This window comes from Pseudomonas sp. PDM25 (genome assembly GCF_019219045.1).
Taxonomy (GTDB): domain Bacteria; phylum Pseudomonadota; class Gammaproteobacteria; order Pseudomonadales; family Pseudomonadaceae; genus Aquipseudomonas.
This window is the reverse complement of sequence record NZ_JAHUWL010000011.1, coordinates 151381-167533: the sequence shown is the minus strand read 5'-3', so window position 1 is coordinate 167533 and position 16153 is coordinate 151381. Positions and strand designations below refer to the sequence as shown.

Genomic DNA, 16153 nt, shown 5'->3' with positions numbered 1-16153 from the left:
CTCTTCGCGAGCAAGCCCGCTCCCACAGGGGAGTGCATTCCAAATGTGGGAGCGGGCTTGCTCGCGAAGAGGCCCGAACTGGCAACTAAATCATCAGCAACAAAAAAGCCCCCGGACAATCACTCATCCGGGGGCTTTTTCATGTCGCGCGAAACCTGATTACTTCTTCAGGCCGTAATGCTCATCGAGCATGCCCGGCGCGTTCGGGGCTTTGGGGGCGTAGTCGCGAGGCGGCTCCTGATTGCGCGGCGGCGTCAGGCGTTCCCGTGGGGCGGCTGCTGCATCGGCGTGCAGCGAGGCCAGCAGGCGTTGGCGGGTTTGCTCGTCCAGGGCCAGGCGGTTGGCACCCTCGGCGAGGTGATCCTGCACTTCCTGATAGCTCTGAGTCAGCTTTTTGACCAGTGTTGCAGTGCTGTTGAAGTGGGTAACCACCTCGTTCTGATAACTGTCGAAACGTTCCTGAATGTCATCCAGCTGACGTTGCGTGCTGCTAGGCGCGGCATTCGGCACCAGGCGAGCGATCAGGAAACCAATGGCGACACCCACAACCAGGGCAAGAGTCGGTAACAACCAAACTAAGAGCGAGTGTTCCACGAGTCCTTCCTCTATAAACGGCTTTGCTTTACGTTAACGGCTCGAACCTGCGCTGTATACCGCGATTCACTCGCAATAGATTGGCACAGACAATTTGCTAGACGAGTCGACCCGATTCGAGGTCACGGAGTTCCTTCCTTGCTTATGCGCGAAACCCCTGTAGTGATTGATGGCCCGGTCGGCCAACTGGAAGCCCTTTACCTGGATAACGAGCAGCCTCGCGGCATTGCGCTGATCTGCCATCCGAACCCGGTGCAGGGCGGCACCATGCTCAACAAAGTCGTCTCGACCTTGCAGCGCACTGCGCGTGACGCCGGTTTGATTACTTTACGTTTCAACTACCGTGGCGTCGGTGCCAGCGAAGGCACCCACGATATGGGCACCGGCGAAGTCGACGACGCCCAGGCTGTGGCCGAATGGCTGCGAGTCAAACACCCCGAGTTGCCGCTGACGCTGTTCGGATTCTCCTTCGGCGGTTTTGTTGCAGCAAGTCTCGGCGGACGTCTGGAAGCCAAGGGTGAGCCGCTCAAGCACCTGTTCATGGTCGCGCCGGCGGTGATGCGTCTGGGCGATCAGGATCAACTGCCGCAGCAAGGCGAGCTGACCCTGATCCAGCCGGAAACCGACGAAGTCATCGATCCGCAGCTCGTTTACGACTGGTCCGACGCACTCGATCGCCCCCATGAGCTGCTGAAAGTGGCAGAATGCGGACACTTTTTTCATGGCAAGCTCACCGATCTCAAGGATCTGATCCTGCCGCGTCTTTCGAATTGATTGCAGTCTGACAAGCGATTACCCATGACGACTCGTACCCGTATCCTCACCGGCATCACCACCACCGGCACGCCGCACCTGGGCAACTACGCCGGCGCCATCCGCCCGGCGATCATCGCCAGCCGTGACAGCAATGCCGATTCGTTCTATTTCCTGGCCGACTACCACGCCCTGATCAAATGCGATGACCCGCTGCGCATTCAGCGCTCGCGTCTGGAAATCGCTGCGACCTGGCTGGCCGGTGGCCTGGATGTGGAGCGCGTAACCTTCTATCGCCAGTCCGACATCCCGGAAATCCCGGAGCTGACCTGGCTGCTGACCTGCGTCGCCGCCAAGGGCCTGCTCAATCGCGCCCACGCCTACAAGGCCTCGGTGGACAAGAACGTCGAAACCGGCGAAGACCCGGACGCCGGCATCACCATGGGTTTGTACAGCTACCCGGTGCTGATGGCCGCGGACATTCTGATGTTCAACGCCCATAAGGTGCCGGTCGGTCGTGACCAGATCCAGCACGTGGAAATGGCCCGTGACATCGGCCAACGCTTCAACCACCTGTTCGGTCAGGGCAAAGAATTCTTCACCATGCCCGAGGCGCTGATCGAAGAAAGCGTCGCCACGCTGCCAGGCCTCGACGGTCGCAAGATGTCGAAGAGCTACGACAACACCATTCCGTTGTTCAGCAGCGCCAAGGAAATGAAGGACGCGATTTCGCGGATCGTCACCGACTCCCGTGCGCCGGGCGAGGCGAAGGATCCGGATAACTCGCACCTGTTCACCTTGTTCCAGGCCTTCGCTACCCCGGCGCAGTCCGACGAATTCCGTAGCGAATTGTTGCAGGGCCTGGGTTGGGGCGAGGCGAAGAATCGCCTGTTCCAGTTGCTCGACAGCGAGCTGGGTGAGTCCCGCGAGCGTTACCACCAGCTGATCGAACGCCCGGCAGACCTGGAAGACATCCTGCAGATCGGCGCCAAAAAGGCCCGCTCGGTAGCGACACCGTTCCTCCACGAACTGCGTGAAGCGGTGGGTCTGCGTTCTTTCGTCGCACAGACCCAAGTCGCGACCACCACCAAGAAGAAAGCCGCGAAAGCCGCGCGTTTCGTCAGTTTCCGTGAAGACGACGGCAGTTTCCGCTTCCGTCTGCTGGCGGCCGACGGCGAGCAGCTGCTGCTGTCGCGCCACTTCGCCGACGGTAAAACCGCCGGCCAGGTGACCAAGCAACTGCAATCGGGTCAGCCATTGGACGTGCGCAACGAAGACCTGAGCTTCAGCGTCTGGCTGGAAGACGAGTGCATTGCCGACAGCCCGGCCTTTGCTGACAGCGCCGCTCGTGATGCTGCCATCGAGACCTTGCGGGTTGCCCTGACACCGGTTCAGGAATAAATCAGCGGCTCGGCCCGACCAAGGGCTGATTGCCATTCCCACGGGCCGTCGCTACAGTGACGGCCCGTTTTTGTTGCCTTGCTAACGAATTATGACGCCCCTAGAACGATATCAAGCTGATCTGAAACGCCCGGAATTCTTCCATGACGCCGCGCAGGAAACTGCGGTGCGCCACTTACAGCGCCTGTACGACGATCTGGTCGCGGCCTCGCACAGCAAACCGGGCCTGTTCGGCAAACTGTTTGGCAAGAAAGACGCGGCACCGGTCAAGGGTCTGTACTTCTGGGGCGGCGTTGGCCGTGGCAAGACCTATCTGGTCGACACCTTCTTCGAAGCGCTGCCGTTCAAGGAAAAGGTCCGCACTCACTTCCACCGCTTCATGAAGCGCGTGCACGAAGAGATGAAGACCCTCGGCGGCGAGAAAAACCCGCTGACCATCATCGCCAAGCGCTTCTCCGACGAAGCCCGGGTGATTTGTTTCGATGAGTTCTTCGTGTCCGATATCACCGACGCGATGATCCTCGGCACGCTGATGGAAGAGCTGTTCAAGAACGGCGTGACCCTGGTCGCGACGTCGAACATTGTGCCGGATGGTCTGTACAAGGACGGTCTGCAACGTGCGCGCTTCCTGCCAGCGATTGCGCTGATCAAGCAGAACACCGAGATCGTCAACGTCGACAGCGGCGTCGATTACCGTCTGCGTCACCTTGAGCAAGCGGAGCTGTTCCACTTTCCGCTCGACGCGGAGTCCCACGAAAGCCTGCGCAAGAGCTTCCGCGCCCTGACGCCGGAATGCACGGCAGCCATCGAGAACGATGTGCTGATGATCGAGAACCGCGAAATCCGTGCCTTGCGCACGTGCGATGACGTGGCCTGGTTCGACTTCCGCGAACTCTGTGACGGCCCTCGCAGCCAGAACGATTACATCGAACTGGGCAAGATCTTCCACGCCGTGTTGCTCAGCGGTGTCGAGCAAATGAGCGTCACTACCGACGACATCGCCCGACGCTTTATCAACATGGTCGACGAGTTCTACGACCGCAACGTGAAGCTGATCATTTCTGCTGAAGTCGAGCTCAAAGACCTCTACACCGGCGGTCGCCTGAACTTCGAGTTCCAGCGCACCCTGAGTCGCCTGCTGGAAATGCAGTCCCACGAATTCCTGTCCCGGGCACATAAGCCGTAGGATTTCGGAAAATGAAAAGGCCTGCATTGCAGGCCTTTTTTTGCACTGAAGAAATCCTGTGTACCTGGCCGCAGATATCTGGCCCACCACAACTCCTGTGGGAGCGGGCTTGCTCGCGAAGCGGACTGACATTCAATGTTGATGTCGACTGACACACCGCTTTCGCGAGCAAGCCCGCTCCCACAGGGTTATGCATTTTGAGTCCGGGATACAGCCGGCTGGCAGCGTGCGTCAGTTGGCGATCAGCAGTCCGATAATCGGAATGATCAGCAAAGTGCTGATGGCCATGGACAGGACATTCCCGATGTAGGCATGCATGTACGCAGGCACTCGCTGGGCAATGGCGCAAGCCAGGGGCGGTGCAATCAGCGCGCCCAGCAGTGCGCTCGAGAGGATCACCTGCCAACTGCCGCCGTACGTCAGAACGGCCGCCGGCACCACGGACACCAATGGAACGTAGGTGGGATACCAGCCGCGTGACATCCATTGCCGACGCCAGATCACCACCCCCAGCGCTGAGGTCAACGCCTGGGCACCGATCAATTGGGGCAGCAGGCCCGACCCATATACCGGGCTCATCGGATTCCAGGTGTAAGCCAGCAATACCCCCAGCAACAGGCCGAGGCTGGCCAGCTCATTGCCAAAGAACGGCGCTTCCGAAAAATCGGCCAGCACCCGGCGCAAGCTCCAGATAACCCCGTAGTCGGGCGTTTTGGTGTTGACGGTTGCGGGCGAAGGGGCGGATGGCTTCTCGCAGGGCTCGGACTTCACCAGGCTTGGCAGGTAACGGCAAAGCACAAAAGCGAAGACGCTGGCGACTGCCATGCCCAAGACATTGCCGATGACCACAGGCAAGCCCAGAGGATTGCACACGTAGTTGACGAACAGCAGGCACGTCGGCGTGACCAGCACGGCGCCCATGATTGCGCCATTGATCGTGACCTTCCAGCCACCACCAAACATGAGCACCATTGCCGCCGGCAGCGAAACAAACGCCGCAAACGTCGGCTGCCAACTGGTGGCGGTGACCGTCCAGCCCCACAGCAGGTTGCTCAGCAACAGTCCAAGCAACGAACTGGTCACCAGCCACGGCCACAATCCGGTCCCATAGGAAATGGCAAAACCTTGCCAGGTTTTTTCTGTGCGATTCGCCCAATAGGCCAGATAGGCTCCGGCCAATAACCCGATAGAGGCGAACTCGTGTTTGTAGAACGCCACCTCGCTGATGTCGCCCAGCACCCAGCGCAACCAGGCAGCCGGTTCGGGAAGGCTGGAGACCATGTCGCTGTAGCTTGGCCAATGCGCTTCCCAGGCAGAACGGTGGGTGAATGAAAGCCAGATAATCAGCAGTGCCGTGCCGATCATCAGCAGGATGATCGCAAGATCCAGTGGCGATCTGGCGCCAGGCCGGTTTTTTTCGGTTGTGATGTTCATCGGTTACCCCCTTGTCAGCGCGGCAGGCAAGGGTGCTGGGTGTAACCGAGCATTTGATCGTAGAGATCGGCTCTACGATCGCGGTGCAGGTCGTTCAAATTGTTCCAGATCGGCGCGCTTCGAGAGCTGGCCAGATCGATATCGGCATACAGGATTTGTTCCTGATCCGCTGACGCCACGGGGCCAATCGGCCAGCCATTCGTACCGGCAATCAGTGAGCAGCCCAGATAACGGGCTCCCCGTTCTTCCCCGATCCGGCTGGCGGCGGCGATAAACACATTGTTGACGTGTGCAGCGGTCATGGTCAGGTACGACGCCATGCACTTGCCGGCCTCATCGAACAGCGGTGGCGGTGTCCATACCCAGTTGTTCAGGCTGCAAATGATGTCCGCGCCTTGCTGGGTCAGGATGCGCGGCACCTCCGGGAACCAGATATCCCAACAGATCAACAGGCCGATACGACCAATAGGCGTATCAAACACCGGAAAGCCCAGATCACCCGGCGTGAACCACAGCTTCTCCAGGTTCCACAAATGGGCTTTGCGATACTTGCCGATAAAACCGTCAGGCCCGATCAGAACGCCGGTGTTGAACAGCCGCATGCCGTCACGCTCAGTCAATCCGGTAACCAGATAGGCCTTGTGGTTGCGGGCGAAGTCTATCCAGATTTTCACACTCGGTCCGTCGGGAATGGCCTCCGAATGGTCGAACGCATCTTGCCGGTTGCTGAAGAAATAACCTGTGCTGGAAAGCTCGGGCAGCACGATGAGATTGGCACCGCCATTTACCGCCTCCAGTGCCAATTCCAGACCATGACGCAAATTACCTGCACGTTTTTCTATGCCGACTTGTGGGTCGAATTGCACAACTGCTACACGAACAGGACTTGTTGGCTCGCTCATTCGGGATGACCTCTTTTTATTGTTATTCACGCTGTTTAATTGCGTGTTTATAAGAGTTGAAATGGCTTTTTTGCGTAAGTCAGCGGCTTCCGTTTGGGCTGTAGTCCGTGTCCGAAGATCGCGCAGGGCAGAGCGCCCGGGTTTCCCTGCCGGGGCGCAAGACGGCGTAATAGAGCGGTTTGACACAGGCAGAACCAACGCGCAGGGCGCATTGGTTCTGGGCGATGGAGCGGGGCGTCAGTTGCGGATGCGGTATTGCGGGTAGTCGCTCATGCAGAATCCGCCGTTGAATACTGCTGCGGTTTTATTGCAGATATGAATCACGGCATCTACGGCGCCGCGAAAGCAAGGCTCTGTCCAGCCGGCATCGACCGAAAACGATTCGCCGCAAAAATAAAGGCCGGACAGATGTGAGAAATCCCGGTTGTACTTCATCAGGCTCACTGCGTCGTAATAAGTGCCGGGCCTGTATAACTTTGCGCAGCCCAAGGCGTTTCTGTCCGTCATCCAGCGTTGGACCAAGGCCCGTTCAGTTTGAATATAGGGAGAAATCCTCTCCTGGATATTGGCGCAATTCATCAATATCCGGTCGAGTTCCTCTACGCACTTCGCCACCAGTTCCTGGTCGTTAAACAGCGCCAGTTTGGTCGCGTCATCCTCCCATGTGTAACTTAATAATATGCAGTCGTATGGATAATTCTCGTTATAACGATAGCTGTACACGTCATGAATGAAACTGTCGGTCACAATGGCCTGGGGGATTGTGGTGTTGCTTGAAAGGAAAGACTTACTTAACGGCGCATATACTTTGCAACTGGTTTCCCAGTGTGCTGTTTTGTAAGCGTTGATCATGTCGAACGGCAACATATGCTGATTGAAGTTTTCGAGCCGGACCCCCGTTTCGATCAGCCATGAAGGCAGGGTCATGATGACAGCGTCAAAGTCATTGAACAGTTCCTGCGATTGACTGGGCTGGCTGAATTTCCACGTGTAATAGACACGTATTTTTTGATCATCCAGTTTCTTCAGTTTGTTGACTGAAGAATCGGTGAAAAAACCGTCACCCCTTTCAAGGCAATGTTCGTAGAACGACTTGTGCGCACTGTCGGTGTTCATGAACAGCAAGCATTCGTCCAGCGCTGCAAGACCGATATAGCGCGGACTGTCGAAAGGCAGGCCCTTCGCATCGAGTACAGCATCGCTGTGCAAGTACGGCGCGGGAAGCGGTTCGCCGCACGAATCGACCCTGCCGTGAACGAGTTGCAGGCGGCTACTGAATCCGAAAATGGCGGTGCGCAGCGGGTAGAGCGCGCACACGTCATAAAAAGCGCCCCAACTACCGTCGCCGATGCCTATCGAATAGAACAGGGTTGATTCGTGCGAGGTCATTCCGACTCCGCCAAAATCTCCAGGTTTGTCTTTATCCCAATTGTCCAGCACCGGCATACAGACCAGGTCGCGAAACGAAACACGCTCGTACCTTTCGACGATCGCGGCCCAGACAGCTTCCCATTCCTGCGTGGCGTAGATCGGCGCAACCTGGCGAGTCATCCTGGCGGCAAAGGCTTTCCACTTGGCATAAACCGTTTGCAGCGCCTCGTCGGGTGGAGGCGTCAAGCCGTCTTCATTCGTCCAGATCAACATGTGCGGATCCGCACGACCGCCCAGGCTGCCTTCCTGGAGATAAATACCGGTCGAACTCACCCATTGGCTTCCCGGGTTGGGGAAATCCGATAGCGCCAGGTCAAATGCATTGGCGTAGTAAGCCATCAGCGATCGACCTTCTTTGGGTGGTTCGTTTTCCTTATTGAAGAATGGCATGCGCATGGCACCCATTTCGAAAGGAGTATGGCTTTCTTTAATTGAATGGCGGCCATGGACGGTCAGGTGTCTACCGCCAATGCGTGTCGATTGTTCTATCAGTGTCACGTCGGTAAAACCGCAACGATAGAGTTCTCGGGCGGTAGTCAGTCCGGTAACACCTGCGCCGATGATGCATATTTTATGCGTGGGATTGGTTGCCTTCGCGACGCCATGTTCCTGTTCGATTAACGCCCGGTAGTCAAAGCACAAGTCCGGCGGATTGGGGAATCGGCCTGCCCAGTTCTTTTTGGTCTGGAGATTTTCGGTCTTATCGTTAAATGAGGGAGGCTGGGAACTTGTTTCTATTGTCATGGTTGATCTTCCCTGAAGTGCAGTTCAGCTGACGGGAAGAATATATTGGGGTTTTCAGTAAGCGGCTCGCAAGAGTACAAAGGACTTGTCCGGTGCTCTGCATTCCGTTTTTCATGTAAGGGAAATAATCACTTTATCGTTATCTTTAAACACTGTTGGTACAGGCAGTTTAATTCGCAAGCAGACGCCGCTTGGCAATTGCGTGGCGGCGCCTGTATCAACCGTTAGGCTGCTTGTTGAAATTGCTGCCGATACTGGTTCGGCGACAACTCCGTGTGCTGACGGAACAGCCGAGCGAAGAAACTCGCATCGTCGTAACCGACTTCGTAGCTGATGGTCTTGATGCTCTTGCGGCTGCCGGACAGCAAGCCCTTGGCGGTTTCGATGCGCAGTCGTTGCAGGTAATGCAGCGGCTTGTCACCGGTGGCGGTCTGGAAGCGCCGCATGAAATTGCGGATGCTCATGCCGTGTTCGCGAGCCACGTCTTCGAAGCGGAATTTGTCGGCGAAGTGTTCTTCGAGCCAGTGCTGGATCTGCAGGATGATCACATCCTGGTGCAGCTTCTGACCGCCGAAACCGATTCGTCCTGGCGAGTAGCTGCGCTGCACTTCATAAAGGATGTCGCGGGCCACGGCCTGGGACACGTTGGCGCCGCAGAAGCGTTCGATCAGGTAAATGTAAAGGTCGCAGGCCGAAGTGGTGCCGCCCGCGCAATACAGGTTGTCGGCGTCGGTCAGGTGTTTGTCCTGATTGAGCTGAACCCGTGGGAAGCGTTCGGCAAACGCATTGAAGAAGCGCCAGTAAGTGGTCGCTTCCTTGCCGTCGAGCAGTCCGGCCTCGGCCAGCCAGAACACCCCGGTGGCTTCACCGCACAGCACTGCGCCGCGAGCATGTTGCTGACGCAGCCAGGGCAGGACTTGTGGGTAACGTTGGCAAAGCGTGTCGAAATCGTCCCAGAAGGCTGGAAGGATAATGATGTCGGCGTTTTCCAGGCCGCCGTCCACCGGCATGATCACATCGCTGAAGCTGTTCACCGGTTTGCCGTCGGGGCTGACCAGGCGGGTTTCGAACGCCGGAGTCAGGCCTTGGCCCAGTTGTTTGCCATAACGCAGGCTGGCCAGGTGGAAGAAATCCTTGGCTTGCATGAGGGTGGAAGCGAAAACCCGGTCGATAGCCAGGATGCTGACGCGCCGTAAGGGCGTGGAGACTTGGTTAGACATAATTCAACTTTATTCTTATAGGGGAAAGTGGTCACCAGACGGCTGGATCGTCTTATTTTTTGTCGGATGTGTCCAGTGTCCTGTGCCGGATGCGAGGCATAGTCTCTGAAGGTCAATTCCGGCTAACAATAACGACAGGTGCCGCATGATCCCCAGAACCTTGTTCAGCTCCGAGCACGAACTTTTTCGCGACAGCGTGCGAACGTTCCTCGAAAAAGAGGCCGTGCCGTTCCATGGGCAATGGGAAAAGCAAGGCTATATCGACCGCAAACTCTGGAACAAGGCAGGGGAGGCGGGGATGCTGTGTTCGCATCTGCCGGAAGAGTACGGCGGCCTGGGGGCGGACTTTCTCTACAGCGCGGTGGTGATCGAAGAGATCGGTCGTCTCGGCCTGACCGGTATCGGTTTTTCCCTGCATTCGGACATCGTCGCGCCGTACATCCTGCATTACGGCAGTGAAGCGCTGAAACACAAATACCTGCCGAAACTGGTGTCTGGCGAAATGGTCACGGCGATTGCCATGACCGAGCCGGGTGCCGGTTCTGACCTGCAAGGGGTAAAAACCACCGCGGTGCTCGATGGCGACGAATATGTGATCAATGGTTCGAAGACGTTCATCACCAACGGCTTTCTCGCTGACCTGGTGATTGTCGTGGCCAAGACCGATCCGAAAGCGGGTGCAAAAGGCACCAGCCTGTTTCTGGTAGAGGCCAACACCCCGGGCTTCGCCAAGGGCAAACGCCTGGAAAAAGTCGGCATGAAGGCTCAGGACACCTCGGAACTGTTCTTCCAGGACGTTCGGGTGCCCAAGGAAAACCTGTTGGGGCAGGCCGGGATGGGCTTCGCGTACCTGATGCAGGAATTGCCTCAAGAGCGTCTTACCGTGGCCATCGGCGGGCTTGCTTGCGCTGAAGCTGCGTTGCAATGGACGCTGGATTACACCCGCGAGCGCAAGGCATTCGGCAAGGCGATCGCCGACTTCCAGAACACCCGCTTCAAGCTGGCGGAGATGGCGACCGAGATTCAGATCGGTCGGGTCTTCGTCGATCGCTGTCTGGAACTGCACCTGCAAGGCAAGCTCGACGTGCCGACCGCGGCGATGGCCAAGTACTGGGGCACTGACCTGCAATGCAAAGTGCTCGACGAGTGCGTGCAGTTGCATGGCGGTTACGGTTTCATGTGGGAGTACCCGATCGCCCGGGCGTGGGCGGATGCGCGGGTGCAGCGGATTTATGCGGGGACCAACGAGATCATGAAGGAGATTATTGCGCGGTCGCTTTGATTATGCGGTGACTGTCAGGCCGCCTTCGCGAGCAAGCCCGCTCCCACATTTAACCGAGTTCTCCTGAAGGAATGCGGTCGAATGTGGGAGCGGGCTTGCTCGCGAAGGCTTTTTATCTGGCGATCAAGGTGCCGGGTTCGGGTGATCCTTGTGAATCGCCTCAATCCCTTCTAGCACTTCATCGGAAAGTTTCAGCTCGAAGCTGGCAATGTTGCTCTCCAGTTGCTCCATGGTGGTCGCGCCGATGATGTTGCTGGTCACAAATGGCTGCTGAGTGACAAACGCCAACGCCATTTGCGCCGGGTCCAGGCCGTGTTCACGCGCCAGTGCCACATAACGACTGCACGCGGCTTCCGACTGCGGGTTGAAATAGCGGCTGAAGCGGCTGTAGAGGCTCAGGCGACCTTTAGGCGGACGCGCGCCACCTTCGTATTTGCCCGAGAGGAAACCGAACGCCAGCGGCGAATAGGCGAGCAGGCCGCACTGTTCGCGGATAGCGATTTCCGCCAGGCCGACTTCGAAGCTGCGGTTGAGCAGGTTGTACGGGTTCTGGATCGACACGGCGCGCGGCCAGCCACGGGCTTCGGCCAGGGCAAGGAAGCGCATCGTGCCCCATGGCGTTTCATTGGACAGGCCGATGTGGCGGATCTTGCCGGCCTTGACTTGCTCGTCCAGTGCTTCGAGGGTGTCCTCCAGCGGCGTCAGGTTGGCTTCGGTCTGGTGTTTGTAACCGAGCTGACCGAAGAAATTGGTGCTGCGCTCCGGCCAATGTAGCTGGTAGAGGTCGATATAGTCGGTCTGCAAGCGCTTGAGGCTGGCGTCCACGGCTTCGTTGATGTGCTGGCGGTTGTGCCGCAGGTTTTTGTCGCGGATGTAGTCGATGGTGTTACCGGGGCCGGCGATCTTGCTGGCCAGGATCCAGTCGGCGCGATCACCACGGCTTTTGAAGTAATTGCCGATGTAGCGCTCGGTGGTGGCGTAGGTTTCGGCCTTGGGCGGCACCGGGTACATCTCGGCAGTATCGATGAAATTGATCCCGGCGCTCTTGGCCCGTTCAATCTGGGCGAAGGCTTCAGCCTCGCTGTTTTGCTCGCCCCAGGTCATGGTGCCGAGGCAGATGGCGCTCACGTTCAGATTGGTTCGGCCTAGCTGTCGATAATCCATCGGGTGCTCCTTGGGCAAAACAATCATAAAAGCAGGTTGAATTATTTTTCGCAATCTGCATAATTGCGCACCTCTTTCTGCAGTGGAAGTGATGCGCCGCCGCCGAAGAATCTTGCCGTTGAACGGACGCGCCGACCCGAGCCCCCGAAAGCGTCTGTATCCGGCTGCCTTTGACTTGTCAAAGTACGCACTATTCAGTAAGATCCGCCGTCTAATTTACAGGGCGGCCCCTGAGGCTATAAAGAATGAAAACTTTTACTGCTAAACCGGAAACAGTACAGCGCGACTGGTTTGTCGTCGACGCTGCAGGTCAGACCCTGGGTCGTCTGGCCACCGAAATCGCGAGCCGTCTGCGTGGCAAGCATAAAGCTGAGTACACTCCTCACGTTGACACCGGCGATTACATCGTCGTTATCAATGCCGAGCAGATTCGTGTAACCGGTGCTAAAACCACCGACAAAATCTACTACTCCCACTCCGGTTTCCCGGGCGGCATCAAGTCGATCAACTTCGAAAAGCTGATTGCTAAAGCCCCTGAGCGCGTGATCGAGACCGCGGTCAAAGGCATGCTGCCTAAGAACCCGCTGGGTCGCGACATGTATCGTAAGCTGAAAGTCTATGCGGGCGCTGTACACCCTCATACTGCTCAGCAGCCCCAAGAACTGAAGTTTTAACGGAATAGTTCATTATGTCGGCGACTCAAAATTACGGCACTGGCCGTCGCAAGACCGCAACCGCACGCGTTTTCCTGCGTCCGGGTACTGGTAACATCTCCATCAACAACCGCACCCTGGAAAATTTCTTCGGCCGCGAAACTGCCCGCATGGTAGTTCGTCAGCCGCTGGAACTGACTGAGACTGTCGAGAAATTCGACATCTACGTCACCGTGATCGGTGGTGGTGTAAGTGGTCAAGCTGGCGCAATCCGCCACGGTATCACTCGCGCACTGATGCAGTACGACGAAACCCTGCGTGGCGCTCTGCGCAAAGCTGGCTTCGTTACTCGCGATGCACGTGAAGTTGAACGTAAGAAAGTTGGTCTGCGTAAAGCGCGTAAGCGTCCGCAGTACTCGAAGCGTTAATTCGCTTTTACGTTCAAAAAGAACGCCCAGTTTCCTCGCGAAGCTGGGCGTTTTTTTATGGGCGCGATTTATCAAAGAATTGCTCTGTGACAACTTGCCACAGCCGTAGAAGCCCTATACTGCAAGGCTTGGCAGTGGAGCCCCTCGGTAATTACCTTGTCAGAATTGGGGCTTTTCATTACCATTCGGCAAAATTTTTATAAGTTCAGATTTTTACTTAGTAGACGCCTGATTTAACAGGCCACAAAGCTGATGGGAGAGGACTGAATGAGCAATGACGGCGTGAATGCAGGCCGGCGTCGCTTCTTGGTAGCAGCCACATCCGTGGTGGGTGCTGCAGGAGCGGTGGGGGCTGCGGTCCCGTTCGTGGGGTCATGGTTTCCCAGTGCCAAGGCGAAAGCCGCAGGTGCACCGGTGAAGGTGAATGTCAGCAAAATCGAGCCAGGCCAGCAGATGATTGCTGAGTGGCGCGGTCAGCCGGTGTTCATTGTCCGCCGTACCGGGGAAATCCTGGGGAATCTGAAAAAGATCGAGGGCCAGCTGTCTGACCCGACCTCCAAGAACTCGACACAACCGACTTACGTCGACCCGGAAACGCGTTCGATCAAGCCAGAGGTTCTGCTGCTGATCGGTATTTGTACGCACCTGGGTTGCTCGCCGACCTTCCGTCCAGAAGTGGCACCTGCGGATCTGGGCAAGGATTGGGTAGGTGGTTATTTCTGCCCTTGCCACGGTTCCCACTACGATCTGGCTGGCCGCGTCTACAAGTCGCAACCTGCGCCTTTGAACCTGCCAGTTCCCCCGCATTCCTATGAGACCGATGACATCATTGTCATTGGCGTCGATACGGAGAAAGCGTGATGAGCAAGTTCATGGATTGGGTTGATGCGCGCTTTCCCGCGACCAAAATGTGGGAAGACCATCTCAGCAAGTACTACGCCCCGAAGAACTTCAACTTCTTCTATTTCTTTGGTTCCCTCGCACTGCTCGTTCTGGTCAACCAGATCGTTACCGGTGTCTGGCTGACCATGAGCTACACCCCGTCGGCGGAAGAGGCGTTTGCATCCGTCGAATACATCATGCGCGATGTCGAGTACGGCTCGATCCTGCGTCTGCTGCACTCCACCGGCGCCTCGGCGTTCTTCATCGTGGTCTATCTGCACATGTTCCGTGGCTTGCTCTACGGTTCGTACCAGAAGCCGCGTGAGCTGGTGTGGGTCTTCGGCATGCTGATCTATCTGGCGCTGATGGCTGAAGCCTTCATGGGTTACCTGCTGCCGTGGGGGCAGATGTCCTACTGGGGTGCCCAGGTGATCATCTCGCTGTTCGGTGCGATCCCGGTCATCGGCAACGACCTGACTCAGTGGATCCGTGGTGACTACCTGATTTCCGGTATTACCCTGAACCGCTTCTTCGCCCTGCACGTTGTTGCCTTGCCGATCGTGATCCTCGGTCTGGTGGTGCTGCACGTTCTGGCGCTGCACGAAGTCGGTTCGAACAACCCGGACGGCGTGGACATCAAGAAATTCAAAGACGAAAACGGCGTACCGCTGGATGGCATTGCCTTCCACCCGTACTACACCGTGAAAGATATCGTCGGCGTGGTGGTGTTCCTGTTCATCTTCTGTTCGATCGTGTTCTTCTTCCCGGAAATGGGTGGTTACTTCCTCGAGAAGCCGAACTTTGAAGTGGCGAACGCCTTCAAGACACCAGAACACATCGCTCCGGTCTGGTACTTCACGCCGTTCTACGCGATTCTGCGGGCGATTCCGGACAAGCTCCTGGGCGTTATCGCCATGGGTGCGGCCATTGCTGTGCTGTTCGTCCTGCCATGGCTCGATCGTAGCCCGGTCAAGTCGATGCGCTACAAGGGTTGGCTGAGCAAGATCTGGCTTTGGGTGTTCTGCATCTCGTTCGTGATCCTGGGCGTGCTGGGCGTATTGGCCCCAACCCCCGAGCGGACGTTGCTGTCGCAGGTATGTACCTTCCTGTACTTCGCCTACTTCATTCTGATGCCGTTCTACACCAGGCTCGAGAAGACAAAACCGGTTCCGGAAAGGGTGACTGGCTGATGAAAAAGCTATTTGCTGTACTGATTCTTGCTGCTTTGCCTGTGCTGTCCTTCGCGGCCGAACACGGTGGTCCTGAGCTCGAAAAGGTCGATATCGACGTTTCCGACAAGGCTGCCATGCAGGATGGTGCGCGTACATTCGCGAACTACTGCATGGGCTGTCACAGCGCCAAGTTCCAGCGTTACGAACGTGTTGCCGATGACTTGGGCATTCCGCACGACCTGATGCTCTCGAAGCTGGTGTTCACCGGCGCCAAGATCGGCGACCACATGAGCATCGGCATGCAGCCGGCTGACGCCAAGACCTGGTTCGGTGCGGCGCCGCCCGACCTGACCCTGGTCGCCCGCGTTCGTGGCACTGACTGGCTCTACGGTTACCTGAAATCTTTCTACGAAGACCCATCGCGTCCTTGGGGCGTGAACAACAAGGTATTCCCGAACGTCGGGATGCCTAACGTTCTGGTCGGCCTGCAGGGTCGTCAGGTGGTAGGCTGTAAACAAGTTCAAATCGTCGATGACGGCAAGAAGCAATACGATCCGCTGACCGGCACGGCTTTGACGCATGAAGCCTGCGACCAGCTGACCATACTGCCGAAAACCGGCACGCTGAACGAAGAGCAGTTCGACGAGAAGGTCAAGAATCTGGTGACCTTCCTGGCCTACTCGGCCAACCCGGTGAAGCTGCAGCATCAGCGCATCGGTACCTATGTGTTGCTGTACCTGGCGTTCTTCTTCGTATTCGCATACTTGCTCAAGCGTGAATACTGGAAAGACGTCCATTGATATTGCTGTAAAATTGCTGTCAATCGCGCGCGCCCAAGGGCGTCTCTGAAGGTGTAACGAGCCTGGTGATCCAGGCGTTACGAGAGGCGCTCTCTGGGCGCGCGCGT

15 protein-coding genes are annotated in these 16153 nt (G+C 57.2%); 9 read left to right on the top strand and 6 right to left on the bottom strand.

Translation table 11 applies throughout. The features are described 5' to 3' along the window. Positions 1-159 precede the first annotated feature (159 nt). Positions 160-594, bottom strand: a complete 435-nt coding sequence (locus tag KW848_RS21390) for a YhcB family protein (protein WP_008155956.1) — start codon at positions 592-594, stop codon at positions 160-162. Positions 595-738: 144 nt separating this feature from the next. Here KW848_RS21390 and KW848_RS21385 point away from each other — a divergent pair, with 144 nt between their 5' ends. The 3 genes from KW848_RS21385 (at position 739) to zapE (ending at position 3934) form a co-directional block, all read left to right on the top strand. Next, entirely contained in the window at positions 739-1368 is a 630-nt protein-coding gene (locus KW848_RS21385; protein WP_218537984.1) for an alpha/beta hydrolase, read from the top strand. A gap of 24 nt (positions 1369-1392) precedes the next feature. Further along, the gene (locus KW848_RS21380; protein ID WP_218537983.1) at positions 1393-2748 is read left to right on the top strand and encodes a tryptophan--tRNA ligase; all 1356 of its coding nucleotides are present in this window, start codon (positions 1393-1395) and stop codon (positions 2746-2748) included. A 91-nt stretch (positions 2749-2839) separates the two neighbouring features. Continuing rightward, positions 2840-3934 (top strand): cell division protein ZapE, encoded by a 1095-nt coding sequence (zapE, locus tag KW848_RS21375; RefSeq protein WP_123365674.1) that lies wholly within the window; start codon positions 2840-2842, stop codon positions 3932-3934. 231 nt (positions 3935-4165) lie between these two features. Here zapE and KW848_RS21370 read toward each other — a convergent pair whose 3' ends face one another. From KW848_RS21370 to KW848_RS21355, 4 genes are all read right to left on the bottom strand, one after another. Next, positions 4166-5368, bottom strand: a complete 1203-nt coding sequence (locus tag KW848_RS21370) for a threonine/serine exporter family protein (RefSeq protein ID WP_218537982.1) — start codon at positions 5366-5368, stop codon at positions 4166-4168. Positions 5369-5382: 14 nt separating this feature from the next. Then, entirely contained in the window at positions 5383-6270 is an 888-nt protein-coding gene (locus tag KW848_RS21365) for a nitrilase family protein (protein ID WP_218537981.1), read from the bottom strand. Positions 6271-6507: 237 nt separating this feature from the next. Continuing rightward, positions 6508-8445: an FAD-dependent oxidoreductase gene (locus KW848_RS21360; protein WP_218537980.1), complete on the bottom strand. Its 1938-nt coding sequence runs from the start codon at positions 8443-8445 to the stop codon at positions 6508-6510. Between the two features lie 224 nt (positions 8446-8669). Further along, entirely contained in the window at positions 8670-9566 is an 897-nt protein-coding gene (locus tag KW848_RS21355) for a GlxA family transcriptional regulator (protein ID WP_192407545.1), read from the bottom strand. 244 nt (positions 9567-9810) lie between these two features. On the opposite strand from KW848_RS21355, the gene KW848_RS21350 reads away from it, so the two are divergent. Next, positions 9811-10947, top strand: a complete 1137-nt coding sequence (locus KW848_RS21350; protein WP_218537979.1) for an acyl-CoA dehydrogenase family protein — start codon at positions 9811-9813, stop codon at positions 10945-10947. A gap of 123 nt (positions 10948-11070) precedes the next feature. On the opposite strand, the gene KW848_RS21345 is transcribed toward KW848_RS21350, so the two are convergent. Then, positions 11071-12111 (bottom strand): NADP(H)-dependent aldo-keto reductase, encoded by a 1041-nt coding sequence (locus KW848_RS21345; protein ID WP_218537978.1) that lies wholly within the window; start codon positions 12109-12111, stop codon positions 11071-11073. Positions 12112-12356: 245 nt separating this feature from the next. On the opposite strand from KW848_RS21345, the gene rplM reads away from it, so the two are divergent. The 5 genes from rplM (at position 12357) to KW848_RS21320 (ending at position 16046) form a co-directional block, all read left to right on the top strand. Continuing rightward, on the top strand, positions 12357-12785 hold the full coding sequence (gene rplM, locus KW848_RS21340; RefSeq protein WP_007905295.1) for a 50S ribosomal protein L13: 429 nt from the start codon (positions 12357-12359) through the stop codon (positions 12783-12785). Positions 12786-12799: 14 nt separating this feature from the next. After that, positions 12800-13192, top strand: coding sequence for a 30S ribosomal protein S9 (gene rpsI / locus KW848_RS21335; RefSeq protein ID WP_003216038.1), 393 nt, complete (start codon positions 12800-12802; stop codon positions 13190-13192). Positions 13193-13459: 267 nt separating this feature from the next. Next, on the top strand, positions 13460-14053 hold the full coding sequence (gene petA / locus KW848_RS21330) for a ubiquinol-cytochrome c reductase iron-sulfur subunit (protein ID WP_008155973.1): 594 nt from the start codon (positions 13460-13462) through the stop codon (positions 14051-14053). Beyond that, positions 14053-15264 carry a cytochrome bc complex cytochrome b subunit gene (locus KW848_RS21325; RefSeq protein ID WP_008155974.1) on the top strand — a complete coding sequence of 404 codons (1212 nt, stop codon included), beginning with the start codon at positions 14053-14055 and terminating at the stop codon, positions 15262-15264. Before petA ends, KW848_RS21325 begins: the two co-directional genes overlap by 1 nt. Then, positions 15264-16046, top strand: coding sequence for a cytochrome c1 (locus KW848_RS21320; protein WP_111451310.1), 783 nt, complete (start codon positions 15264-15266; stop codon positions 16044-16046). The genes KW848_RS21325 and KW848_RS21320 overlap by 1 nt, the downstream gene beginning before the upstream one ends. Positions 16047-16153: the final 107 nt, after the last annotated feature.